The organism is Amycolatopsis australiensis, assembly GCF_900119165.1.
GTDB lineage: Bacteria > Actinomycetota > Actinomycetes > Mycobacteriales > Pseudonocardiaceae > Amycolatopsis > Amycolatopsis australiensis.
In genome coordinates this window covers 3,231,086-3,254,188 of the sequence record NZ_FPJG01000006.1, presented here as the reverse complement: position 1 = coordinate 3,254,188, position 23,103 = coordinate 3,231,086, and the positions used below count along the sequence as shown (strand labels likewise).

Sequence of the window (23,103 nt, the reverse complement as noted above, 5' to 3'; positions counted from 1 at the left end):
TCAGACTCCCTTGCCGTTGACCGCGGCAGTCGAGTAGGGCACCAGCGCTTCGCGCAGCTGCTCGGGGACCCGCGACGGCACGGTGGCCGTGTTGGGCCCGCGCATGCACGCGATCCGCTGCCGTCCCCTGGCCACCAGCCGCTCGTCGCCCTCGGGGGTGAGGTGGACGTAGTCGAACGCGAACTGGATCTGCGTCGAGGTCAGCTCCTCCAGCCGCAGCCGGATGGACAGCTCGTCGAACGCGGTGATCTCGGCGAAGAACTCGCATTCCACTTTGAGGGTGAACAGCTTGAGGTCGTGGCGGACCTCCTCGAGCACCGCCGGCGCCTTCTCCTTGAGGAACATCTCGCGGCACCGGCCCTGCCAGCGCACGTAGTTCACGTAGTAGACGTTGCCCACCAGGTTGGTCTCTTCGAAGCCGACCGTGTGGCGGATCTCGTAGTAGTCGGACATCTTCAGTTCCCCTCTGCGTGGAGCACGGCGAACACGATCGGGTCGGTGCGGTCGTTGACCGTGGTCGACCAGGTGGCGATCCGGGCGGCGCCGGAGGCGAGCAGCGCCCACCCGTCGGCGTCGACCTGGCGCACGGTGAGGGCCTGGGTCATCGAGCCGGTCTTGCGGACGCACTCCAGCGCGCTCCAGACCCGCGTGTTGGCCACGCTGATCGGTTCGCCGGTGTCCGCGGCCAGCAGCCTGCCGAGGGCGAGCAGTTCCTCGCCCAGCAGCCCGGCCCAGTCCTCCTCGGTGCGTTCGATCGCCGTCTCGATGTCGCAGGCGACCTGGCCGGCGCCGGCGACCACGAGGGTCAGCTCCGCGGTGTGCGACGCGGTGACCTGGACGCCGCCGTCGCACTCCGGCTTGCCGTCGGGGCGGTAGCGGACCTCGACCGGGCGGTCGAGCGCGCGGCCCGCGGCGAGCGCGGTCTGCGCCCGGCGCTCGGCGATGCCCTCGGCCGGGCGGCCCGCCGGGTCGGGTTCCAGCACGACCGACCGCGTCCCGCCGAGCAGCCGCTCGCAGGAACGCTCCACATAGGACCCGAGCATCGACGGGACCCACGGCCCGGCGCCGTCGCGCTTGCGGACCGCGCGCAGCTTCAGGCCTTCCCAGCGCTCGACCAGCGTCCCGTCCGGGTTGCGCACGTCGAGGTCGTAGACGTAGCTGTCGCCGTTCTGCTGCCGTTCCTTCGCGTCCAGCAGGACGTACTCGTCGTGCTGGCGGCCGGGCTCGGCCAGGTACAGCTTCTCGATGCCCTGCGGCAGCAGCGTCGCGTCCGGGACGCAGCACTGGATCGCGTGCATCATCGCGTCCCGCGTGCCGGGGTCGGCCAGCAGCCGCTCCTGCGGGAGGAACGGCGCGAACCACGAGTGGTCGGCGCTGGTGGCGATCTCGGCCACGGCGTGGCGGGCGCTCGCCCGCCGGTAGCCCAGTACTCGCTGGAACCGCTTGCCCTGGAACAGGACCGAGCCGTACAGCTCGCTGATCGGCTCCACCGGCACCGGCGGCAGCGCGACTTCGCGGGCCACGCGCTCGCCGAGCTCGGCCGGCCGGGCGAAGCTCAGCCGCGCCTTGAAGTGGTCGGCGCTGAAGCCCGTCTCGTCACTGCGGATCACGACGTCGACGGTGTCGGCGTCGCGGGCCAGCGTGGCCAGCCGGACCGTCGTCGAGCCGCCCGGCGAGACGATGATCGGCCGGAGGAACTCGACGTCGGAGAGCACCGGGGTGCCGGTGCGGTCCAGCGTCGCCGCCGCGGCCTGCGTCATGGCCTCCATGCCGATCACCGCCGGGAACAGCAGCTGCCCGTCGAGCAGGTGGTCGGTCAGGTACGGGTCGGCCCCGTCGGACAGGTCGGCCTCGGTGATCAGCTCGACGCCCGGGTAGTGCACGATCGCGCGGTCGACGAACCGGGTCAGCGGCAGCTCCCGCTTCTGGATCGGCAGCGTGGCCAGCCCCGACGTGCGGCCGCAGACCACCAGCACCGGCGGCGCGGCCGGGTCGGCCAGCACCTGGCGGAGGATGGTGATGCCCTCCTCGGTCGGGATCGGCGTGATGCCGTCGCGCATCAGGGCGGACACGACACCGAGCTTCTCGCCCATGCCGGTGCCCGACCAGACCGACCACTCCAGCGCGATCGCCCGCGCCTTCGGGTGTTCCTGGCCGAAGCGCAGGGTCAGCTCGGTCATCCAGTCGTTCGCCGTGGCGTAGTGCGCTTCACCGCGCAGGCCCGCCCGGCCGATGATGCTGCCGAAGGTGACCAGGAGCTTGATGCGGTCCTGGTCGACCGCGGCGAGCACGGCGTTGAGGCCGCCGATCTTCGGCGCGAGGGTCTTGCGGAAGCTGTCCTCGGTGAGGCTGAAGAGGGCGGCGGGCTCGTTGCGGCCCGCGCCGTGCAGCACCGCCGTGACCGGGCCGAGGTCGGCCTCGATCCGCGCGACCGCGTCGGCCACCTGCGGTGCGCTGGTCACGTCGGCGCGCTCGTAGCGGTAGCGGATGCCCGCCGCCTCCATGCGGTCGAGGTTCTCCGCCAGCTCGGTGTCGGTCTCCGGGTCACTGCGGCCCAGCAGGGCCAGCTTCGCACCGGAGTCCTTGGCCAGGGCCAGCGCGCTCTCCGCGGTGATGCCCTTGCCGCCACCGGTGACGAGCAGGACGTCGGAGGAGTCCAGCGAGTCGCGGATCGGGCCGGGCTTCGGCGCCGGCAGCGCCGACAGCCGCGGCACCGTGCGCCCACCGTCGGCGCCGTACCGGGCTTCGGTGAAGTCCGTGGTCGCGGCGACCTCGGCCACCACGGTGTGCACGGCTTCGGCGATCTCGTCCACATCGGACGGTGCCGGGTCGGCGAAGTCGATGATCGTCGTCTTCGCCGAGGGGTCCTCCAGGCGCAGGGTGCGGGCCAGGCCGGCAGCGCCGTAGCCGTGGTGCACGACCACGAAGCGCGTGCCGTTGGGGGCGGCCATGACGGCGCGGCCGGCGTCGAGGAACAGCCCGACGTGGCTGGAGTCGCAGTCCGCCGGCAGGCAGAGCAGCACGCCGTCACCGGCGCCGGACGCGGCGAGCGCGGCCTTCAGCGGCTCGGCCAGCGGGTGCCGTGGCGTGGCGAAGACCTGCCACTCGGCGCGGCCGGCCCCGGGCGTGAGGTCCGCCGACGGCCGTGGCGCGGGCACGTACTCGACCGCGAACGGCCGGACCCACGGCCCGACACCGGGAGCTTCGCCGGCGGTCGTGTCGGTCGGCTTCGCCGTCTGCGCCAGCTCGTCGATCATCTCGGCGAGCTCGCCGAGGCACACGGTCGCGAAGTTCGGCATGCCCTCAAGGGCGGGCCGGCCCAGCGCCCGGGTGACGTCGTTGACCAGCTGCCCGACCGTGATCGACGACAGGTGCAGGTCGTCGAGCGGGTGGGTGTCGGCGGTGACCGCCTCCAGCGGCAGCTCGACGCGCTCGGCGGCGAGCTTGCGCAGCAGGTCCAGCGTCGAGCCGGAGTCGCCGTCCGCGGTGGCGGTGCCGGCCTCGGCGGCCTGCGCCTTCTCCGCGGCCAGCTCGGCGGCCAGCTCGCTGTCGATCGACGGCGCGGCCTCGCACGGGCTGGCGAGGAAGCTGAACTCGCCGTCGGCGGGCAGGGCGCGCACGACCCGGCCTTCGAACAGCGCGTCCACCGAGACGGGCGCGCCGAGCGCGAACGCCGCGCCGACGACCCGCAGCAGGGCCTGCAGTGACGCGTTGTCCGTGTCGATCGCCAGCACCGGCGTCTCCGGCGCGATCTCCTCGAAAAGCCCGGTCAGGACGCGGCCAGGGCCGACCTCGACCACGAGGTCGCTGCGCTCGGCCACCTTGGCGGCGGCCTCGCGGAAGCGGACCGGCAGCACGATCTGGTCGTGCAGCAGCTCCGGCAGGTTCTCCGCGGCGTGCAGCACGTCGCCACTGACGGTGGAGACCACCGGCCGCTCCAGCCGGGCGAAACCGAACTCGCCGAGCCGCTCGGTCATGGCGTTCGCGGCCGGCTCGACCGCCGGCGAGTGGAAGGCGTGCGAGACCTTGATCCGGGTCGCGCCGACGCCCTGGGCCTTGGCCCGGGCGACGATCTTGTCGATCGCCGCGGCCGGGCCGGAGATGACGGTCTGCTCGGGCGCGTTGTACCCGGCGATGACGACGTCGTCGCCCAGGCCCAGCTCCTCGACCCGGCCCGGCGACGCGGCGATCCCGGCCATGGCGCCGGTGCCGTCGCCTGCCGTCGTGGCCATCACCTTGCCGCGGACCTTCGCCAGCTCGAGCAGGCCACGCTCGTCGAGCGCGCCGCCCCAGTGCAGCGCCGTCAGCTCACCGAGGCTGTGGCCGGTGGCGGTGGCGGCTTCGATGCCGAACGAGCGCAGCACGCGAAGCGCGGCCAGCGAACCGGTGACGATCCGCGGCTGGGCCACCTCGGTGGCGACCTGGTCGCCGGTGACCGGCAGGCCCGCGATGCGGAAGATCTCCTCGGCCACGGCGAACCGGCGGCGCAGGGCGCTGTCGCCGCCACGGCCGGAGCCCTGGCCGGGGAACAGGTAGCCGATCTTCGGGGCCGAGCCGCGGCTGCTCGCGAAGATGCCGTCGGCCGGGTCGAACACCGAGTCACCGGATTCCAGCTGTTCGAGCAGCTTGGTCAGCTTCCGCTCGGCGTGCTCGGGGTTGGCCGCGACGACCGCGGCGCGCACCGCCCGGCCGGCCAGCTTCCCGGCCAGCTCGCCGGCGAGGTCGGTCAGCTCGGCGAACGACAGCTTGGGCACGACCTCCAGCGTCGCGGCGATGTCGCCGCGCAGGGTCGCCACGTCGTCGGCGTCGAACAGCAGCAGCTCGGCGTCCTGCCGTCCGGCCACGAGGGTGCGGGCCCGCTCGTCGAGCTCGCGGCGACGGGCCGCGGTCGGCGCCTCGGTGACGGTGACGTGGGAGTTGATGCCGCCGAAGCCCATCGCGGAGACGCCGGCGCGGACGGGGCGGTCCTCCGGCCAGAGCGTCGCGTCACGCGGGACGTACATCCGCGCCGACGTGCCGGTCAGCGACTCGTGCGGCTCGTAGTGCCCGGTGGCCGGCGGGATGACCTGGTGGTACACCGCCAGCGTCGCCTTGATCAGGCCGGCGACCCCGGCCGCGGCCTTCGTGTGCCCGATGTTGCCCTTGATGGTCGACAGCGCGGCCGGCTCGGCCAGCGGGTCGGCGTCGCGGCGGGCGGTGGACAGCGCCTCGATCTCGGTGGCGTCGCCCAGCGCGGTGCCGGTGCCGTGGCCCTCGAAGTAGGAGACGGTCTCGACGCCGTAGCCCGCGCGGTCGTAGGCGCGCTTGAGGGCGAGCCGGTGCCCGGCGGCCTCGGGCCGGGTGATGCCGCCCTTGCCGTCGGAGGAGACACCCCAGCCGCCGATCGACGCGTAGATGCGCTTGCCCTGCTCGATGGCGTCGCTTTCGCGCATCAGCACGAGCATGCCCGAGCCCTCGCCGGGCCAGAAGCCGTTGGAGTCGGCGTCGTAGACCTTCATCTCGCGCTTGGCGAGCGCGCCGGTCTTGGCGAAGCCGATCACCTCGAACGGATCGATCGAGAGGTCGACGCCGCCGGCGATGGCCAGGTCGAGGTCGCCCTGGGCGAGCGCGTTGGCCGCGGTCACCACGGAAAGCAGCGAGGACGAGCAGGCGCCGTCGACGGTGTACCCGCCGCCGGCGAAGTCGAAGTGGTTGCAGACGCGGCCGGCGATGGTGTTCGCCAGGCCGCCGGCGAGGGTGTCCTCGTTGATCTCCGGGAACGGCTCCTTGTACTGGATCTCCAGCTCGCGCAGGAAGTTCGCGGTCTCCTCGTCCTCCCAGCCGCGGGCGGTGAGCGCGGCGGCGACCGTGCGGCGGACGTACGGCCAGCGCAGCCGCATGATGTTCGCGCGGGAGAACTCGCCGGTGAGGCTGTTGCCGATGACGACACCGGTGGTCGTGCGCGGCGCCCCTTCACCTTCGCCGAAGCCGGCGTCCGCGAGGGCCGCGGCGGCGACGTCGAGCGCCAGCCAGTGCGTCGTGTCGGTCGCCCGGAATGTGCTGCCGGCGACCTTGTGCGCGACCCGGTCGAACTCGTAGTCCCGCAGCACGGCCGCCTTCTGCGCGTAGAAGCGGTCCGGCGCCTTCGGGTCGGGCGAGTAGTAGTCCGCCCGGTTCATCCGCTCGTCCGGCAGCCTGCGGAACGCCCGGCGCCCGGCCAGCACGTTTTCCCAGAGCTCCTCCGGAGAACTCGCGTCGGGGTACCGGAGACCGATACCGACGATCGAAATCCGCTCTACGCTCATGCCACCGCACTCCCACTGGCTCTCGAGCCCCGTATCACCGGAACCGTCAGGTCCCCGCTGTCCTCCGGTGCGGGATGGGGCTCCCGCGTCCGGTCACTTCCTCGGGCCGCGGCGGCGCCGCTGCCCGGTTCACCCGGTCCGCCGGGCCGCCGGGGTTCAGCATCTCCCGCGCGGTGCGGACCGTCTTCTTTCCCGCTGCCGCCGGCGCGCACGTCAGCACGCTGGGACAACGGGGCACACCGTTTGCTTCAGGCGCCGAACTGGCCGGGACGGCGGCCCTGCCCGGCGGGCCCGCGATAGGCCTGGGCGATGTCGAGCCACTGGTCGGCCAGCGTGCCCTTCGCCCGGATGTCGAGGTCGTAGCGGTGCCGCCGCCGGGTGACAAGCAGGCAGAAGTCCTCGGCGCTGCCGCTGACCCGCTGGGTCGCGTCGGCGGGCCCGAACGTCCAGAGCTCGCCCGACGGCGCGGTGAGCTCGTAGCGGAACTCCTCCGCGGGCGGGGTCAGGTTCCGCGCCTCGTAGCCGAAGTCCCGGACCCGCACGGCGAACCCGGCGAGGTGCTTGATCCGGTCGGTGCGCCGCGGCCGCACGCCGAGCGCGTCGGCGATGTCCTGGCCGTGGCCGAACAGCTCCATCATCCCGGCGCAGGCGAGCACGTACGGCGGCAGCGGGTTCACCAGCCACGGCACCAGCTGGTCGCCGGGGACGGCGGCCAGCGCCTTGATGCCGGTGTCGCGCTCGGCGCGCCAGCGGCTCAGCAGGACTTCGGCCGGATCGTGGACGAACTCCTGCAGCGCGCCTTCGACCGCGTTCTCGAAGCCGATCGACGCGACGGCCTTGGTCATCTCGGTGAAGGCCTGCGGCTGCGCGGCCGAGAGGCCCGCGATGCGGAAGATGAACGCGAGGTGCGCGATCTGGTGCCGGACGGCCCAGCCCGGAGCCGGGGTGGGGGTGTCCCACTCGGCTTCGGCGAGGCCGGCGACGAGCGCGTCGACTTCGGCGGCCTCGGCGGTCAGGTCGGCGATCACGCCCGTGGTGTCAGTCACCTGTCTGTCCTCTCACCGGTGCGACGTCTGTTCGGGGGGCCGGCGGCCACCGCCGCGGCGGCGGGCAAGGGGAGCCACCGCGCGGTGACCGCCGGCCTGCCGGATCCGCGGGGCGGCGTCGGGAACCGGGTCTCGTTTCGGTGTGTCCCGGTGCTGCGCGCCCCAGCGGGCGAGCCGGCCGTTCGATCATCGCCCGCGCCGACGAGGGGAGTCTTCTCTTCGCGGGCGGTGCGCCAGCCGGTCACCGGCGGCCACGGCCGCGGTGCGAGCCGCCCACGACACCAGCTCCACCAGGGCGCGATCGTCCGTCCATTGCGGACGAACGGCGGCGACGTCGGCGGAACCGATCTGGTAGGCCGCCTTGGCGGTGAGCAGCGCCAGGCGGCCCGCCGCCCGTTCGCCGGCGGGCAGCTCGGCGAGCACCGGCTCGGCCCACGCGCGGCTCAGCCCGGGCGGCTTGCCGTCCCAGGCCTTGACTTCCCGGCGGACGAGGTCGCGCACGCGGGACGGCACCGAGCGTTCCCCGGCCGCCTCGACCGCCGCCCCGGCCCGCGCGAAGGCGTCGGCCAGGGTGCTGCCCGGTGCGGCCCAGCCCGGGCCGTCGGCGGCCGTCGGCGGCAGCAGGCCGAGCGCCTCGCCCGGTGCGGGCGCGAGGCCGGGCTTGAGCAAGAATCCCAGTATCGCCTTGGCTTTCGCCCGGGCCGGCTGCGGCACGGCGTCCGGCAGCGGCGACGGGCCGAGGAACACGCTCACCACCCGGTTGAGGTAGTGGAACGCCACGGCCACGGCGGTGAACTCGGCGGCGGGCGCGTCCGCGGGCAGGTCGCCCTCGCCGCTCGCCCACGCCGCCAGCGCGCGCGTGTCCGCGTCCGGGACGACGGCCCCGGCTTCGATGGCCGCGGCGGCGGACGGCTCGCCCAGCGAACCGAGGGCCATGCCGTGCACCTCGACGCAGTACGGGCACGAGTTCGCCGCCGACACCGCGGCCGCGACGACCTCCTTCTCCGCCCGGCTCGCCGACCCGCGCGCGACGAGCGACTCCCGCAGCATCAGCCACGCGGCGGCGAGCACGTCCGGCGCGGGCGAGTGCAGCGCGATCGGCGGGGCGAGCATGCCGAAGTCCCGTTCCACCTGCCGGTAGACGTCCCGCACGAGCCCCCGCGCCCGCCGCGGCCGCACGGCCTCGACGTACTTGACGTCCCGCAGCGTCCGCCGGAGGGCGACCCGCACCAGTCCGGGGGTCATCGTTCCTCCTCGCGAACCGGCGTACTCGCGCTCCCAGGCACCCAGGAGCGCGAGCTCGACGTACCCGTGCATCAGCTGCCGGCGACCAGGTCGAGCTTGGACACCGCGCGGCGGCCGGTGATCGAGCCGTCCGGGGCCGGGGCGCCGTAGCTGACGTCGACGTCGCGGGCCTGCAGGGCCCGGACGATGCCGGGGACCGACCGCTCGGCGAGCGCGGCGATGGTCATCGCCGGGTTCACCGTCAGCGCGCCCGGCACCGACGCGCTGTCGGTGACGAAGATGCCCGGGTGGTTGCGCAGCTCGTGGTTCGGGTGCAGCGCGGACGTCGCCGCGTCGTCCCCGATCCGGCACGACGCGAGCGGGTGCACGGTGTAGGCGCCGACGACGTCGTTGGTCCACGGCGCGACCTTCGCGATGCCGTCCTTCTCGATGATCGCCTTGCAGTCGGCGTCCGCGAGCGCCCAGCCGCGACGCGTGTTCGGCGTCGGCTCGTACCGCAGCGAGCCACGGCCGAGCATCTGCTGCGAGATGCGGTAGGCGTTGCCGGTCGGCGGCGGCGCGCCGAAGACGCCTTCGTTGTCGTCTTCGGTCATCAGGAAGATCGTGAGCCAGTTCGCCCACTGGTTGAGGATCTCCTTCTTCTGCGCCCCGAACCAGCGCGGCTCGTCGCCGCCCGGCACCTGGGCGAGGATGGTGCCCAGCCCCGGCGGGAAGTACAGCTGCTCCAGCGAATACCGCTCGTACTCCGGCAGCGACCCGTCGAGCTTGTCCCAGTTCGCGACGGTCGGGCCCTTGCCGATGTGGTTGGCCGAGTACACCGGACCGTCCTCACGGGACAGTCCCAGCACCTCGCGGACGCGGTCCTCGTCGATGATCGCGGTGTTGAGCCGCTCGCCGTTGCCGGAGAAGTACCGGCCGACGCCGTGCGGCATGACGCCGAGCGCGGCCTCCGAGCGCTGCAGGATCACCGGCGTGGCCCCGGCGCCGGCCGCGATGATGACGACCTTCGCCTCGATGACCCCGCTGCCGGTGCGGATCCGGTAGTCCGCTTCGTCGATCAGGTCGAAGTGGACGCGGTAGCCGCCGTCTTCGGTCCGTTCCAGGCGCTGGACTTCGTGCAGCGGCCGGATCTGCGCGCCGTGCGCGAGCGCCGCGGGCAGGTAGTTCGTCAGCATCGACCGCTTGGCGTCGAACTTGCAGCCGGCCATCATGAAGTTGCAGTTCACGCAAGTGTCGTTGTCGACGGCCACCGGCGCGGGGTTCGCCGTGCGCCCGGAGTGGTGGCAGGCCGCGGCCCACAGCCCGCCGGCGTAGGAGACGTCACTCCAGTCCTGTTTGGACACCGGGATCGACTCGTCGACGCGGTCGTACCACGGCTCCAGCGTGTCGCGGGAGATCACCGACGGCCACATCCGGCGCCCGATGCTGCCGTGGCGTTCGAAGACGAACCTCGGCGCGCGGGGCATCGCGGCGAAGTAGACGACGCTGCCGCCGCCGACGCAGTTGCCACCCAGCACGCTCATCCCGTCGCCGACGATGAAGTCGAACGCCCGGGTGTAGGACGAGCCGAGCAGGTAGTCGTGCTCGAAGTCGTCCGCGGCCAGCCACGGCCCGCGTTCGAGCACGGTGACCTTGGCCCCGCCCGCGGCGAGGTGGTAGGCCGGGATGGACCCGCCGAAACCGCTGCCGACGATGACGACGTCGGTCTTGTCGATGGCGTTCATGCGGGGCTCCCGGAAGGCGTGGTGTCGGGGTGGAGCTCGGCCAGCTTGCGGCCGTAGCCGTACTTCGGGAACCGCCAGAAGCCGTCGGCGTCCGGGGCGGTGTACCCGAGCGCCAGCAGGCCGGGGTGTCCCTCGCGGATGGCGTCGGCGGTGTGCTTGTGCGCGGCGCTGTCGTAGGCCATGTTGCAGAACAGCGCGAGGCTGACCCAGCCGTCCTTCTCGGGGTGACCGGGCGTGGTCAGCCGCCGCACCAGCTCGCGGCGGTGCTCGTACGGCAGCGCGACGAACGGCGGGACGTCGTGGTCGAGTTCGAGCGCCACTTCGCCCGCGTAGACCTTCGCGTGGTCGTTGAGCGACTGCGCGAGGTAGGGCAGGCCGGCCGTGACGCCGGTCGCGTCGAAGTTCAGCAGCTCCAGCGCGCCCGCCGCCACCGCGCCCGGGCCGGGCGCGGCCCCGGCGACGGCCCGGTCGCCGGCGGACCGCTTCTCCCCCGGCACGATCGTGTCCGCGTAGGCCTCGAGGGTCAGGTTCATGACGCGGTCTTCTTCGGTGGCCTCGGGTTGCACCGGCCTACCTCCTCATCGGTGTGGATCAAGCGGCCCGGCGGGCTTCGGCGGCCCGCGGGTGCACGGTCATCGGCAGCCCGCCGCGCACCCGCAGCGAGAGCATCGCCTCGGGTTCGACGACGTAGCCGGGCAGCTTGCGCAGCCGCAGGTCGCGGGCGGCCAGCGCGAGCACGAAGACCGCCTCCATCACCCCGAGGCTGTTGCCGATGCAGAACCTCGGCCCGGCGCCGAACGGGATGTACGCGTACCGCGGCGGTCGTTCGGCCGCGGTGAACCGGTCCGGGTCGAACCGCTCCGGGTCGGTCCAGAAGGCCGGGTGCCGGTGCAGCGTGTAGGGCACCACGACGACGTCGGACCCGGCCGGCACGTGGTACCCGCCGATCTCGTCGTCGGCCTGGGCGACCCGCGGCAGCAGCCACACCGGCGGGTACAGCCGCATGACCTCCTCGACGACCGACGCGGTGTAGGTCAGCCGCCGCAGGTCCTCGTGCCCGGGCAGCCGGTCGCCGAGGACCTCGGTGGCCTCGGCGTGCAGCCGCTCGCCGACCTCCGGGTGCTCGTCGATCAGGTGGAACGCCCAGCCGAGTGTGCTCGCGGTGGTCTCGTGCCCGGCCAGCAGCAGCGTGATCAGCTCGTCGCGCATGCGCTCGCGCGACGAACCCTCCTCCGACCCCGACGCGATCAGCCGCGACAGGACGTCTTCCCCGCCCTCGACCGGGTGCGCCAGCCGCCGTTCGACGAGCTCGTCGGCGATCCGGCGCAGGTCGGCGCGCGCGGTCCGGAACTGCAGCTGCTTCTTCAGCGGCACCCACTGCGGCACCATGCTCAGCGTGACCGCCTCGAACATGGCCTGGTCCTGCACGGCCTCGAACGAATGTCCGAGCGTCTCGTAGCCGCCCAGTTCGGCGTCCAGCAGCGTCTTGCCGAGGACGCCGAGCGTCAGCCCGGTCATCTCGTGCAGCACCTCGACCGGCCCGTCGTGCGCGGCCAGCCGCTTGACCAGAGCGTCCACTTCGGACGCCACGATCCCGGCCTGGCGCGCGATCCGCTTGGGCTGGAACACCGGCTGGATGGTCCGGCGCTGGCGCCGCCAGGTCTCGCCGTCGCTGGTCAGCAGGCCGTCGCCGAGTGCCCGGCGGGCCTCCTGCAGGCCGATGCCCTTGTGGTAGTTCGCCGCGTTGTCGGCGAGCACGTGCTTGGCCAGGTCCGGGTGGTTCACCAGGTACATCGCCTTCGGGCCGATGGCGATGCGGACGACGTCGCCGTAGGCCTCGGCGTTGTCGCCCATGAGCGCGAGCCGGTCGGTGAAGAGCTGCTTCAGCAACCGGATCGTCGCCCGGCGCGGCGGCCCGGGCGGCGCGGTGCGCGCCGCCCGGGCCTCGTCCGGCGGGACGGTCATGCCGCGACAGCCCCGGGCCGCTCGTCGCCGGCCGGCTTGGCCAGCTCGAGCTTCGCCTTCTGCGCGGCCTGCTCCGCCTCGAACTTCAGCCGCGCTTTGGTCGAGAAGTGCAGGCCCCACAGGAAGATCCCGCGGATCAGGCACACGGTCGCGGTGGCCAGGAACAGCCCGTAGGCCACGTGCACGGCGGTGAAGAAGCCGTACGCGAGCGCCACCCCGGCCCCGAAGGCGAACTGCGAGCCGCGCTTCGACGGTGACGTGCCCGGGTCGGTGACCATGTAGTTGGTGTAGAGCACGAACGCGACACCGGTGCCCATCGCCAGCGCGCCGGGGATCGACGTGCCGAAGATCCAGCCGCGGACGAAGGCCTGGATGACGAAGAAGCTCAGCCAGCCCGCGATCAGCCACATCCGGCTGGTCAGCAACGCGTTGAGCACCGTGCCCGACGCGAGGATGATGCCGACGATCAGCCAGCCGACCCAGGTGTCGACCTGCTCGGTGAAGTGGTACGGCGGCGCGATGCTCGCCCACGGGAACACGAGCAGGATGATCGTGATCCCGAAGTTCGACGGGTTCATGTAGTGGCGCATCCGGCCGTAGACCGGGGCCTGCAGCACCCACTTCGCGCCGACCGCGACGACCACGCCGAAGACCATGACCTGCCAGCGGTCGTTGACGTAGGTCAGCATGTTGAGCGCCAGGCCGGTGATGTGCGCCGGCAGCAGGAACTCGACCAGGCCCTTGAACCCGTTCCCCTTGAACCGGACCTCGCGGCCGGTCACCCGGGAATTGATGACCTCGAGGAGGATCTCCGTGGTGTACGCGGTCGCCAGCGCGATGAACGGGTACAGCCACGGCTGCTCGAAGCCGAGCACGGTGTAGCCGACGATGTTGAAGATCGTGATCGAGATCGCGAACCGCCGCAGCGCGGTGACGACCTTGTTGGTCCGCTTCGGTGGCGCGCTGTCCACCTTGGTCAGGGTCGGGGTGGCCATGCCGGTCACTTCGCTTCCTTAGCCTGGGTACCGAGCTGGTAGGAGTACTGGCCGGGTGCCAGCTTCAGGTCCTGCTGACGCAGCTGCCCGGTCCGGTCCCGCCACTGCAGGTGCACGTCCAGCGGGCCGGCGACGTCGTGCCCGAGGCCGATCTGGACGTCGAAGCTGCGCCGTCCGGCCTCCCCGCTGCTGCCGTCGACCCGGCCGAGGTACTTCTTGCCGTCCGCGGTCGTCACGGTGACCTCCGCACCGATGGCGGGCGGGCCCGCCGCGGGCAGCGGGCCGGGCGCCACCGGCGTGTCGGTGGTCAGCTTCAGCTGCAGGAACTTGCCCGGGTTCGGGCTGTCGTTGTGGTAGAAGATCGGCGCTTCCCACTGCCGCGCCACCGCGAACTCCGGCAGGCCGTCCCCGTCGGTGTCGCCGACGGCGATGCCGCGGGTCGGCACCGGCACCGCCAGGCCCAGCTTCGGCGCGAGGTCGGTGTAGCGGCCGTCCGGGCTCTTGACGAAGAAGTGCAGGGTCTGGTCTCCGGCGATGTCGTCGCCGGCACGCGCGTTCGGCCACCAGAACGGGTTGGACAGCAGCCCGTCGTGGGCCGTGGCCAGCTCCTGCAGGTTCGGCCAGCGGTTGACCTGGCCCTTGACGAACCCGGTCGCCTGCGCGATCTGGTTCTCGCCGCTGTTGTCGAAGTCCTGGATCTTGACGTCCCAGCCCCAGCCGGACCACGCTGTGCCGTCCGTGGCGCTTTCGTCGTGGAACGGCGCCACGCCGTCCTTCAGCTGCCGGGTCAGGTCCGCGGTGTCCTTGGCCTGGTTCATGAACTGGAAGTTCGACTCCTCGATGCCCCACGACGTCGTGATGTTGCTGACGAACAGGTCGTAGAGGCCGTCGTGGTTCAGGTCGCCGAAGTCGACGCCCATCCCCTTGAAGGAGTCGTGGCCCAGCACCTTCGACTTCGGGTCGGTGATCCCGCGGACCCCGGTGACCTCGCCGAAGGACACGTGCCCCGGCGTGGACTTGTTGTACAGCAGGTGGTCGTGGCCGAAGTCGTTGGCGATGTAGAGCTCCGGCCGGCCGTCGCCGTCGATGTCGGTGGCGCTGGAGGCCAGCGTCCAGCCGAGGCGCGCGCTCTCCGGGATGCCCTGCGAGTCGTCGGCGTACCGTGCGGTCGGGTGCGCCCCGGAGGTGGCACCGGTCCAGCGGAAGACGTACTTCCCGCCCGAGTTGGTCGCGTGCGACATCGACTGGTTCAGCGTGATGCCGCCGTCGGCGGTCGGGTCGAGGACCTTGCTGTCCGGGAAGTAGTTCCCGATGAAGACGTCGACGTGCCCGTCGCCGTCGAAGTCGCCGATGGTCGCGGAGTCGGTGTTCCACAGTGGACCGTCGTACTTGCCGTCCGGTCCGCGGTTGTCGCCCGGCACCAGCTCGGTCGGCTGGAAGGCGGCCGCGTCGAACTTCGTCGCGGTGGCCTTCTGCAGGAACAGCACCGGCGTGCGGCCCCAGTAGTAGACCAGCACGTCGGTCCGGCCGTCCTCGTTGAAGTCACCCGGGACGCAGCCCATCGGCGCCATGTAGTCCCACGTCGGCAGGGCCGGCGCCGGGTCGAGCGCGAAGGGCGCGTACCGCGGGCCCGAGTCCGGCGCCGGCGTGATGACGACCTGGTCGCTGCGCGGGTCGACCAGGCACAGGTCGTTGGCCTTGCCGCTGCCGCTGATGTCGTTGAGCGCGATCGCGGCGCCGACCGAGGAGATCCACGCGGCGATGTGCTCGTACTCCTTGTTCACCGTCCGGATCGACTGCGACTTGGTCGCCGCGGGCAGCGCGATCGTCATCGGCGTGAAGTGGAACCTGCCCGCCATGGAGTCCTGCTCGGCGGCGGAGACGCTGGGCAGCCGCGCGACCAGGAACAGGCCGAGGATCAGCGCCAGCGCCACGATGCCCGCCAGCTGCTTGCGCAGCCAGCCCAAGGTCGTGGTCATTTGTTCTTCCCTCCGTGGGTCAGCACTTCTTCGGCGATCCGCTGCCGCCAGGTTTCGAACGCCGGGACGTCGTCGCCGTCGACGACCACGGCCGGGCGGACCTCCTGGGTGATGGTCGCCACGCGCTCGGCGGGCAGCCCGCAGATCGCCCGTGCCGCCATCTCGGTCTCCGGGATCATCAGGCCCGCGCGCACCCGGCATTCGGCGGCGAAGGCGCTCCCCTGGGCGAGCTGCCCGTGGTGGATCCCGGCCCGGTCGACCAGTTCCGCCAGTTCGTCGGCCGTGACGCCGCACGCGTAGGTCGAGGCCAGCCCCACCCCGGCGTACAGGTCGCCGTGCCGGGACTCGGGGAACTGCTCGATCGTCTTGGTCACCAGGGCGACGTCGGTACCGCAGACGAACCACAGCGCCCGGCCGATGCCCTGGTCGATGGCGCGCAGCGCATAGCCGTCGTAACGCCGGTCCGGCCAGGAGAAGCCGTGGTCCTGGCGCTGACGGCCGATGTACTCGGCGGTCTTGAAGTACGCCTGGTGGAAGCCGTACCCGTCGAGCACCAGCCAGCGCAGCAGCGGGTCGAACGCCGCGGCCTTCGGCCACGCGAACCGTGGGAGCCGGGCCATCGCCCAGCCGACGCCGACGTAGATGATGTAGTCGTGCTGCTCGCCGGGGCCGGCCAGGAACTCGGCGATGTTCGAGCTCTTGCCGAACGGCAGCCCGTCGAGAACGGCGTACCCCATTCCCGCGCCTTCGTAGGCGAATCCGCGGAACTGCGGCGGAATGCGTTCGAGCCATTCTTCGGCCTGCTCAACCGAGCGCGCCTCGACGGCGTGCGCGTACCCGAGGAGGAACTTCTCCCCGACCGTCTCGAGCCGTTCTTGAGCGGCCGGGCTCTTCCGGTGGAAACCCCGCTTCTCCAGCGAGGTTTCCGCGACGTTCGGTGTCAGGATGCGGCGTCTGAGCGCGCGCCAACCATTGCCCAACGCACTCTCCCCCTTACGGGTCGAATAGGGTGGTTCGGTCTTGCTTATACGGTCACAGATGCGCTGGTCAGCGCGCTACTCCACGCTTGCGTGCGGATCGGGCGCGGCTTCTCCGGGAAAGCGGGGTTCAGCTCGCCCGCCGCCGCGCGGCCGGGGCGAATTCCTCACGGATGCGCTGCCGCCACAGTTCGTAGGGCGGCTGCGGGCCGTCGTCGCCGTCGGCCCGCTCGGTGCGGTCGGCGAGGTTCTGCGCGCCCTGCACCGACAGGTCGGTGAGCACGCCTGCCGCGAGGTGGGTGTGGGCGGGCACGTACGAGGAGTACGTCCGCGCCTTGACCGCGAACACCACGCCGAGCGCGAGCTCGTCGTAGTACTCGCCGGCCGCCCGCCGCAACCGGCCCAGCCCGCGCTGGTCGCTGCCGCCGGCGAACGTCGCCGCCAGCCCGATCCCGCTCCACAGGTCGGGCCGCCGGTGCTCGGCGAACCGCCCGGCCGCGGCCGCGACGGCGTCCGGATTGCCGCCGTGGATGAACCACAGCGCGCGGCCGACGCCCTGGTCGAACGCCCGGCCGAAGTACTCCGGCCGGCCCGCCCATGGATAGGGCACCGGCTCGGCCTGCTCGTCCACCCATTGCCGCGTGTCGAAGTAGGCGCGGTCGAAGCCGTAGCCGTCGACGGCGAGCCAGCTCATCACCGGGTGGTAGGCCACGCCGGTCAGCTCGGGCAGGATGTTCTTCCACAGTGGACGCGGCAGCCGCGCCATCGCGAAGCCGATCCCGATGTAGGTCAGGAAGATGTGCGGGCGTCCGGGGCCTTCGAGCAGCCGGCGGGTGCGGTCACGGCCGCCGCCGGGCATCGCGTCGAGGATCGTGTAGCCCATCGTCGCGCCCTCGTAGGCGAACCCGCGCTGCTCGGGCTCGACCAGCGCGAGCCGCCGCTCGATCTCCCACAGCGAGGCGCCTTCGATGGCCCATTCGAACCCGCACACCACCGCCTGCGGCACCGCCTCCAGCCGGGCCGTCGCGTCGGTGTGGGTGACCGGGAAGCCGCGTTCGGCGAAGCCGACCGAAGCCAGGGAAGGAGCGAGGAAACGCTTGCGCAGCACTCCGATTACGGTGGACATCGTCGTGGCCGTCCTTTGCTTCGTCGGGGGTCAGGCGACCGCGCGCAGGTGCGGCCGCTGGGCGGCGCGCATGCGCTGGGTGAACGGCGACGGCTTCGACGCCAGCGTGATCGCGATCGGCGCGTCGGTCGGGGCCGGCGCGCGCAGGCCGACCCGCGCGGCCGAGTGGCCGTAGGGCGCGACGGTGACCCCCGAGTAGCCGATCGAGAACCGCGGCCCGCCCGCGCCCGGCTGGTGCTGCGCGACGGCGATGGCCGTCCACCGGCCCGGCGGCACGCCCTGGAGGGTCAGCTCACCGGAGCTCATGTTCGCCATGCCGCCGAAGGCGACCGGGCCGCACTGCGGCACCGGCTCGGCGAACAGGCCGACGAGGGTGTCCGCCGGCGCGGACCCGCGCGGCATGTCCAGCCGCAGCGACAGCACACCGGTGCCGGTCTGCAGCGAGGCGCAGCTGCGGCCGGCCGCGCGCAGCGCCGTCAGCGGCGGGATCCGGTGGAACGTCGGCGAGATCGCCACGAGCAGCTCGGCGACCTGGGGTTCCCGGTACTGCGTCGGCGTCATCCCGACCGCGCGCGAGAACCGGCTGGTGAAGGTGCCGACGCTGCTGTAGCCGACGCTGCACACGATGTCGGAGACGTTCAGCGACGTCGTCAGCAGCAGCCGCTTCGCCTCGAACAGCCGCACCGCGGTGAGGAACCGGCCGGGGGTCACCCCGGTGGCGTCGGCGAACATCCGCGAGAAGTGGAACCGGCTGACGAACACCTCGGACGCCAGGTCCGCGAGCGTGATCGGCTCGAAGTACCGCTCCTGGATCGACGAAATGGCCTGCAGCACGGCGGGCCGGACCGACTTCTCGACCCGGTCGAGGGCAGGCACCCGCGGCGGATCGTCGAACTCGCTGTCGTGTCCGACAGCCGCAATAGACCGCAACATCATCCGTCCAACCTCGAATTCCCCTGGTGGCAGTTCTCCTGGTGCCAGGGAAGACGCCGGATCTCGCAGGACGCTCGACGAGCGATGGAGGATTCCCGGGCGAAACGCACCCGGTCGTGGGACATCCGCGCGGCCGCGGGAAATCCGCACCGGACGGACCGTGCGGAACGCACGGCGGCGGCGTGCCGGACGCCCGCCCGCGCGCGCCACGCCGGTCCCGCCGCGGCCGCGCCTGGTCCGTTCCAGCGACCCGCCGGGGCGTCCCGGCCCAGGTTGGGCCGGATGGCGGACCGTGCGGAAGGCACGGGAAGGACCTGCGGAACGCACGGGACCACGGGGTAAACCCACGTTGACTCTGATGGGTGACTCACTGGTCGCCGGAGGGACGCTCTGTCACATTCGACGAGAAGCCCGGAGTCGGCCGTCCCCCGACCCGTGTGGCACGACTGGGGAGCGCGAGGGACGCATTGAGACGCTGGAGGCTTGCCCATGTACTCCGAACTGCCGCCAACGGAAGCGCCGGACGACGGTGGTGTGAGGTTCACCGTCCTGGGCCCGCTGGAGGTGCTGCGCGCCGGCGTCGACTACGCGCCGACGACGCCCAAGGTCCTGCAGCTGCTCGCGGTGCTGGTGATGCGCCCGGGCAAGATGGTCCACATCGACACGCTCATCCAGGAGCTGTGGTCGTACAACCCGCCCCGGACGGTGCGGACGACGTTGCACACCTACGTCTACCACTTGCGCCGGTGCATCGACCAGAACGGGCTGGCCGCCGACGGTGAGCAGCTGCTGGCCACCAAGCAGTCCGGCTACACCTTCTACATCGATCCGTCCCAAGTGGACACGCATCGGTTCTTCCGGTTGCAGCAGCTCGGCCACGAGCACCAGGACGCCGGCAACCACGCCGCGGCCGCCGACGCCTACCGCGCGGCGCTGGACCTGTGGTCCGGCCCACCGCTCGCCAACGTCCACTGTGGACCGATCCTGTCGGCGTACCGCACGGAGCTGCTGGAGCAGCGCCGCAGCGTGCTGCACCTGCGGATCGAAGCGGAGATCGTCAGCGGCAAGCACCGCGAGCTGATCGGCGAGCTGCGCTCGCTGGCCACCGGCAGCCCGCTCGACGAAGCCCTGCACGGGCAGCTGATGCGCGTGCTCGGCCGCAGCGGGCGGCGCTCCGACGCGATGGCCGTCTACCGCAGGCTCCGGTCCCGGCTGGCCGGCGAGCTCGGCGTCGAACCGTGTGACGACCTGCAGCTGCTGCACCGCGAGCTGATCTCCGAAGGCGACCACCACTGACCCGCCGCTTCCCCGGCTCCGGCCGACCATCGCTCCGCCCGAGAAAGAAGTGAGGAAGTCCGATGCCCGCTCCCAACACCCGTGCCTACGGCCAGTTCTGCGGCCTCGCCCGCGCGCTCGAGATCATCGGCGAGCGCTGGTCGCTGCTGATCGTCCGTGACCTGGTGCTCGGCCCGAAGCGCTACGACGAGCTGCAGGCCGGCCTGCCGAAGATCCCGCCGTCCATCCTGTCCGCGCGGCTCAACGACCTGGAGGCGACCGGCGTGCTGCGCCGCCGCGTCCGCGCCGAGCTCGACGCGGGCCTGGTCTACGAGCTGACCCAGTACGGCAGCGAGCTCGACCAGATCCTGCTGGACCTCGGCCTGTGGGGCGCCCGCTCGCTGCACCGGCCGGGCCCGGAGGACGTGTTCACGCTGGACTCGGCGATCCTGTCGCTGTACACGATGTTCCGCGCGGACGTGGCCGAAGGCGTCCAGATCACCTACGAGATCCGCTATGACGACCGCATGATCGTCCACGCACTGGTGGAGGACGGCACGGTCAAGGTCGGCGAGGGCCGCTTCGCCGGCGCGGACCTGGTGGTCAAGGCCACGAGCGGCGCGGCGATGCTGGACCTGATGAGCGGCCAGACGCCGGCCCGCGAAGCGGTCCGCACGGGCAAGCTGTCGATCGAGGGCGACGTGGCGGACCTGGAGCTGCTGGCCCGGTTGTTCCACGTCCCGGCGGCCCCGGAACCCCCGACGGGCATCGTGGTCCGCTGAGTTCTGGTTCGCCGAGTTCCGACGGCCCGCCCGGCCTTGGCCCCGGGCGGGCCGCTCGCGTCCACCGCGGCACGGGCTTGGCCCGGCGCCACCCAGCCCGCCCACCCTCGATCCCCCCCGCGGCCCGCGCCCCGCCCACCCGGGTGAGCCCCGCGCGAACTTCCCACCCGCGCGCGCCGCGGCCAAGCCACGGCGAGTCCCACCCACTCACCCCAAGACCAGCCCCGCGCGAAGCCCCCACCTGGCGCGATCCCGCCCGCCCTCGTTCGATCCGCCGCGGTCCGCGCCCCGCCCACCCGGGTCAGCCCCGCGCGAAGCCCAACCAGCCCCGCGGTCAGTTCCGCGCGGCGTCCGTCTCCGGCGCGATCCGCTCGGCCCGCTTCAGCAGGTACCGCCGCTCGGGCAGGCTCGCCGTCCGCCGTGCCGCGCGCAGGTAGCACTCGCGTGCCCCCGCCGCGTCCCCCGCCAGCTCGAGCAAGTGCGCGCGCACCGCGTCCAGCCGGAGCCCCACGTCCAGCTTCGCGTCGACCGTGTCCAGCACCTCCAGGCCGCGCGCGGGCCCCGACGCCTGGGCCACCGCCACCGCCTGGTTGATCGTCACCACCGGGCTCGGCATCAGCGCCTGCAGCACGCGGTACAGCTCGACGATCTGCGGCCAGTCCGTCTCTTCCGTGCTCGGCGCGGTGGCGTGCAGGGCCGCGATCGCCGCCTGGACCTGGTACGGCCCGATGGCGCCGCGGCCGATCGTGGCGTCCACCAGCGCTTCGCCCTCCGCGATCAGCGCCGCGTTCCAGCGCGCGCGGTCCTGCTCCGGCAGCGGAACCAGCTCGCCGTCCGGGCCGGTGCGGGCCTCGCGGCGGGCGTCGGTCAGCAGCATCAGCGCGAGCAGGCCCGCGACCTCGCCCTCGTCCGGGATCAGCGCGTGCACCGCGCGGGTCAGCCGGATGGCCTCCGTGGCCAGCTCGGCGCGCACGAGGTTCTCCCCCGACGTCGCCGTGTACCCCTCGTTGAAAATCAAGTACAGCACCTGCAGGACCACGCGCAGCCGCTCGCCGAAGTCGTCCGGGGACGGCTCGCTGAACGTCGACCCCGCCGCGGCGATGCGCTCCTTCGCACGGGTGATGCGCCGGGTCATCGTCGCCTCGGGGACCAGGAACGCGGCCGCGATCTGCGCCGTGGTCAGGCCGCCGACCGCGCGCAGCGTCAGCGCGACCTGCGAAGGCGGCGACACGGCGGGGTGGCAGCACAGGAACAGCAGCTTCAGCGTGTCGTCGGCTTCGGGCGGCTGCTCCTCGCCCGGACCGGGAACGACGGCCGCCGGCTCCCGCACGGCGACCGTCTCCTCACGCCGCCGCCGTGCGCTCTCGCTGCGCCAGTGGTCGGTCAGCCGCCGGGTCGCGACCGTGACCAGCCAGCTGCGCGGGTTGGCCGGGACACCCTCGACGGGCCACTGCTCGCTCGCGGCCAGCAGGGCTTCCTGGACGGCGTCCTCGCACGCGTCGAACTGGCCGTACCGGCGCACCAGCACGCCCAGCACCTGCGGCACCAGCGGGCGCAGGACCTCGGCGACCGGGGCGGGCGCGGTCACCTCACGAACCGGGGATCTCGGATTCGGCGTCGGCGAAGAAGACGATCTCGCGCACCTCGATCCCGAAGCCGTCGATCGCGGCGTCGGGGATCATCGCGGCGAGCTCGACGGCGCGCTCCTTGCTCGCGCACTCGACGAGGTAGTAGCCGGCCAGGAACTCCTTCGACTCCAGGAACGGGCCGTCGGTGACCGCGGGCAGACCGCCGCGCACCCGCACGACGGTGCTGTCGGCGGCCGGCGCGAGCGCCTGCGTGCCGATCATCTCGCCGGACTCGCGGATCGTGCGGATGAAGTCCTGGTGCCCGGTCATGATGGCGTCCATGTCCTCCTTGGGCAGGTTCGCCAGCACGTCGGGGTTGAGGTACATCGCCAGCAGGTACTTCACGCCCGGACTCCCATCGTCGCTGTGCACGAACATAGCCGACGCCCGACGCGGGCGTCGCACGCGCGGAGTGGAGCCGCCGCGGGCGCACCTGCCAGCCTGGATGCCGGGCAGTCGCGGATCCGGGAGGGTGGCACCGATGGCCGACGTGTTCACGGACCTGCAGGCCGAGACCGAGGCGCTGGCCGAGCTGGCGGAACGGCACGGGTACGGTCCCGGCCCGGACCTCACGGGCCACTTCGCCCGGCTGACGTCGACCGCGCGGCTGGTCCGGCTCAGCGCCGAGAACCCGGGCGCCTTCGGCGTGACCCCGCAGATCTCGTACGACTCGCTCGACGAGGCGATCGTGACGTGGCTGATCGAGCAGCGGAAGGCGAACGCCCTGCTGGCGTCGGCCCCGCCGAAGCCGCAGCTGCCGTGGAGCGACGGCCCGCTGCGGCCGTCGGTGCTGGCCGCGGCGGCGCTGACCGAGCTGTTCGCGTGCGGCCAGGACATCGCGGACACGCTGGGCATCCGCCCGCGCCGCGACGACGCGATCGGCCATGTCGCGTACTACGGCGTCCGGACCAGGGACCGCGCCTACCACCGGCACCAGCGGACACCGCCGGGCCCGTTCCGGTTCGAGCTGCGGGCCCCGTCGGGGACGCGGTGGGACTTCGGCCCGGAGGACGCCCCGGACCGCATCGCGGGCCCGGCGGAGGACTTCTGCCTCCTGGTGACCGGCCGCCGCCACGCGGAGGACCTGGCGCTGTCGTTCAGCGGCGAGCACACCGCCGAATGGCTGGACCTGCTGGAGAACTGA

General features: G+C 72.5%; 17 protein-coding genes. 3 read left to right on the top strand and 14 right to left on the bottom strand.

The features are described from left to right. The 12 genes from BT341_RS16945 to BT341_RS16890 form a co-directional block, all read right to left on the bottom strand. Positions 1-453, bottom strand: a complete 453-nt coding sequence (locus BT341_RS16945) for an acyl-CoA thioesterase (protein ID WP_072477233.1) — start codon at positions 451-453, stop codon at positions 1-3. A 2-nt stretch (positions 454-455) separates the two neighbouring features. After that, positions 456-6,284: a type I polyketide synthase gene (locus tag BT341_RS16940; protein WP_072477232.1), complete on the bottom strand. Its 5,829-nt coding sequence runs from the start codon at positions 6,282-6,284 to the stop codon at positions 456-458. Positions 6,285-6,532: 248 nt separating this feature from the next. Then, on the bottom strand, positions 6,533-7,330 hold the full coding sequence (locus tag BT341_RS16935; RefSeq protein ID WP_072477231.1) for a TIGR03084 family metal-binding protein: 798 nt from the start codon (positions 7,328-7,330) through the stop codon (positions 6,533-6,535). Positions 7,331-7,516: 186 nt separating this feature from the next. Then, positions 7,517-8,575: a carboxymuconolactone decarboxylase family protein gene (locus tag BT341_RS16930; protein WP_177328823.1), complete on the bottom strand. Its 1,059-nt coding sequence runs from the start codon at positions 8,573-8,575 to the stop codon at positions 7,517-7,519. 71 nt (positions 8,576-8,646) lie between these two features. Then, the gene (locus tag BT341_RS16925; RefSeq protein ID WP_072477230.1) at positions 8,647-10,299 is read right to left on the bottom strand and encodes a GMC family oxidoreductase; all 1,653 of its coding nucleotides are present in this window, start codon (positions 10,297-10,299) and stop codon (positions 8,647-8,649) included. Next, positions 10,296-10,865: a DUF5987 family protein gene (locus tag BT341_RS16920; RefSeq protein WP_084742881.1), complete on the bottom strand. Its 570-nt coding sequence runs from the start codon at positions 10,863-10,865 to the stop codon at positions 10,296-10,298. Before BT341_RS16920 ends, BT341_RS16925 begins: the two co-directional genes overlap by 4 nt. A 25-nt stretch (positions 10,866-10,890) precedes the next feature. Beyond that, on the bottom strand, positions 10,891-12,264 hold the full coding sequence (locus BT341_RS16915; RefSeq protein ID WP_072477229.1) for a cytochrome P450: 1,374 nt from the start codon (positions 12,262-12,264) through the stop codon (positions 10,891-10,893). After that, positions 12,261-13,259, bottom strand: coding sequence for an enediyne biosynthesis protein (locus tag BT341_RS16910; protein ID WP_072481993.1), 999 nt, complete (start codon positions 13,257-13,259; stop codon positions 12,261-12,263). The genes BT341_RS16915 and BT341_RS16910 overlap by 4 nt, the downstream gene beginning before the upstream one ends. A gap of 5 nt (positions 13,260-13,264) precedes the next feature. Continuing rightward, positions 13,265-15,238, bottom strand: a complete 1,974-nt coding sequence (locus BT341_RS16905) for an FG-GAP repeat domain-containing protein (RefSeq protein WP_072477228.1) — start codon at positions 15,236-15,238, stop codon at positions 13,265-13,267. Continuing rightward, positions 15,235-16,218: a DUF1702 family protein gene (locus BT341_RS16900; protein WP_072477227.1), complete on the bottom strand. Its 984-nt coding sequence runs from the start codon at positions 16,216-16,218 to the stop codon at positions 15,235-15,237. Before BT341_RS16900 ends, BT341_RS16905 begins: the two co-directional genes overlap by 4 nt. A 127-nt stretch (positions 16,219-16,345) precedes the next feature. Further along, positions 16,346-17,341: a DUF1702 family protein gene (locus BT341_RS16895; protein WP_072477226.1), complete on the bottom strand. Its 996-nt coding sequence runs from the start codon at positions 17,339-17,341 to the stop codon at positions 16,346-16,348. Between the two features lie 30 nt (positions 17,342-17,371). Continuing rightward, positions 17,372-18,277, bottom strand: a complete 906-nt coding sequence (locus tag BT341_RS16890; protein WP_084742880.1) for a helix-turn-helix transcriptional regulator — start codon at positions 18,275-18,277, stop codon at positions 17,372-17,374. A 486-nt stretch (positions 18,278-18,763) separates the two neighbouring features. Here BT341_RS16890 and BT341_RS16885 point away from each other — a divergent pair, with 486 nt between their 5' ends. Then, positions 18,764-19,570 carry an AfsR/SARP family transcriptional regulator gene (locus BT341_RS16885; protein ID WP_072477224.1) on the top strand — a complete coding sequence of 269 codons (807 nt, stop codon included), beginning with the start codon at positions 18,764-18,766 and terminating at the stop codon, positions 19,568-19,570. A gap of 62 nt (positions 19,571-19,632) precedes the next feature. Next, complete coding sequence (locus tag BT341_RS16880; RefSeq protein WP_072477223.1) at positions 19,633-20,331, top strand: winged helix-turn-helix transcriptional regulator; 699 nt, start codon at positions 19,633-19,635, stop codon at positions 20,329-20,331. 334 nt (positions 20,332-20,665) lie between these two features. Here BT341_RS16880 and BT341_RS16875 read toward each other — a convergent pair whose 3' ends face one another. Continuing rightward, entirely contained in the window at positions 20,666-21,919 is a 1,254-nt protein-coding gene (locus tag BT341_RS16875; RefSeq protein WP_072477222.1) for an RNA polymerase sigma factor, read from the bottom strand. Between the two features lies 1 nt (position 21,920). After that, positions 21,921-22,304, bottom strand: a complete 384-nt coding sequence (locus tag BT341_RS16870; protein WP_072477221.1) for a YciI family protein — start codon at positions 22,302-22,304, stop codon at positions 21,921-21,923. 136 nt (positions 22,305-22,440) lie between these two features. Between BT341_RS16870 and BT341_RS16865 the strand changes: the two genes are divergently transcribed. Then, complete coding sequence (locus BT341_RS16865) at positions 22,441-23,103, top strand: maleylpyruvate isomerase family mycothiol-dependent enzyme (RefSeq protein ID WP_072477220.1); 663 nt, start codon at positions 22,441-22,443, stop codon at positions 23,101-23,103.

Excerpts from the sequence above, each read along its gene's own strand:
- BT341_RS16940 (WP_072477232.1), bottom strand. The coding sequence starts at position 6,284 with ATGAGCGTAGAGCGGATTTCGATCGTCGGTATCGGTCTCCGGTACCCC.
- BT341_RS16925 (WP_072477230.1), bottom strand. The coding sequence starts at position 10,299 with ATGAACGCCATCGACAAGACCGACGTCGTCATCGTCGGCAGCGGTTTC.
- BT341_RS16905 (WP_072477228.1), bottom strand. The coding sequence starts at position 15,238 with ATGACCACGACCTTGGGCTGGCTGCGCAAGCAGCTGGCGGGCATCGTG.
- BT341_RS16880 (WP_072477223.1), top strand. The coding sequence starts at position 19,633 with ATGCCCGCTCCCAACACCCGTGCCTACGGCCAGTTCTGCGGCCTCGCC.
- BT341_RS16910 (WP_072481993.1), bottom strand. The coding sequence starts at position 13,259 with ATGGCCACCCCGACCCTGACCAAGGTGGACAGCGCGCCACCGAAGCGG.
- BT341_RS16930 (WP_177328823.1), bottom strand. The coding sequence starts at position 8,575 with ATGACCCCCGGACTGGTGCGGGTCGCCCTCCGGCGGACGCTGCGGGAC.
- BT341_RS16895 (WP_072477226.1), bottom strand. The coding sequence starts at position 17,341 with ATGTCCACCGTAATCGGAGTGCTGCGCAAGCGTTTCCTCGCTCCTTCC.
- BT341_RS16885 (WP_072477224.1), top strand. The coding sequence starts at position 18,764 with ATGTACTCCGAACTGCCGCCAACGGAAGCGCCGGACGACGGTGGTGTG.
- BT341_RS16865 (WP_072477220.1), top strand. The coding sequence starts at position 22,441 with ATGGCCGACGTGTTCACGGACCTGCAGGCCGAGACCGAGGCGCTGGCC.
- BT341_RS16915 (WP_072477229.1), bottom strand. The coding sequence starts at position 12,264 with ATGACCGTCCCGCCGGACGAGGCCCGGGCGGCGCGCACCGCGCCGCCC.
- BT341_RS16890 (WP_084742880.1), bottom strand. The coding sequence starts at position 18,277 with ATGATGTTGCGGTCTATTGCGGCTGTCGGACACGACAGCGAGTTCGAC.
- BT341_RS16945 (WP_072477233.1), bottom strand. The coding sequence starts at position 453 with ATGTCCGACTACTACGAGATCCGCCACACGGTCGGCTTCGAAGAGACC.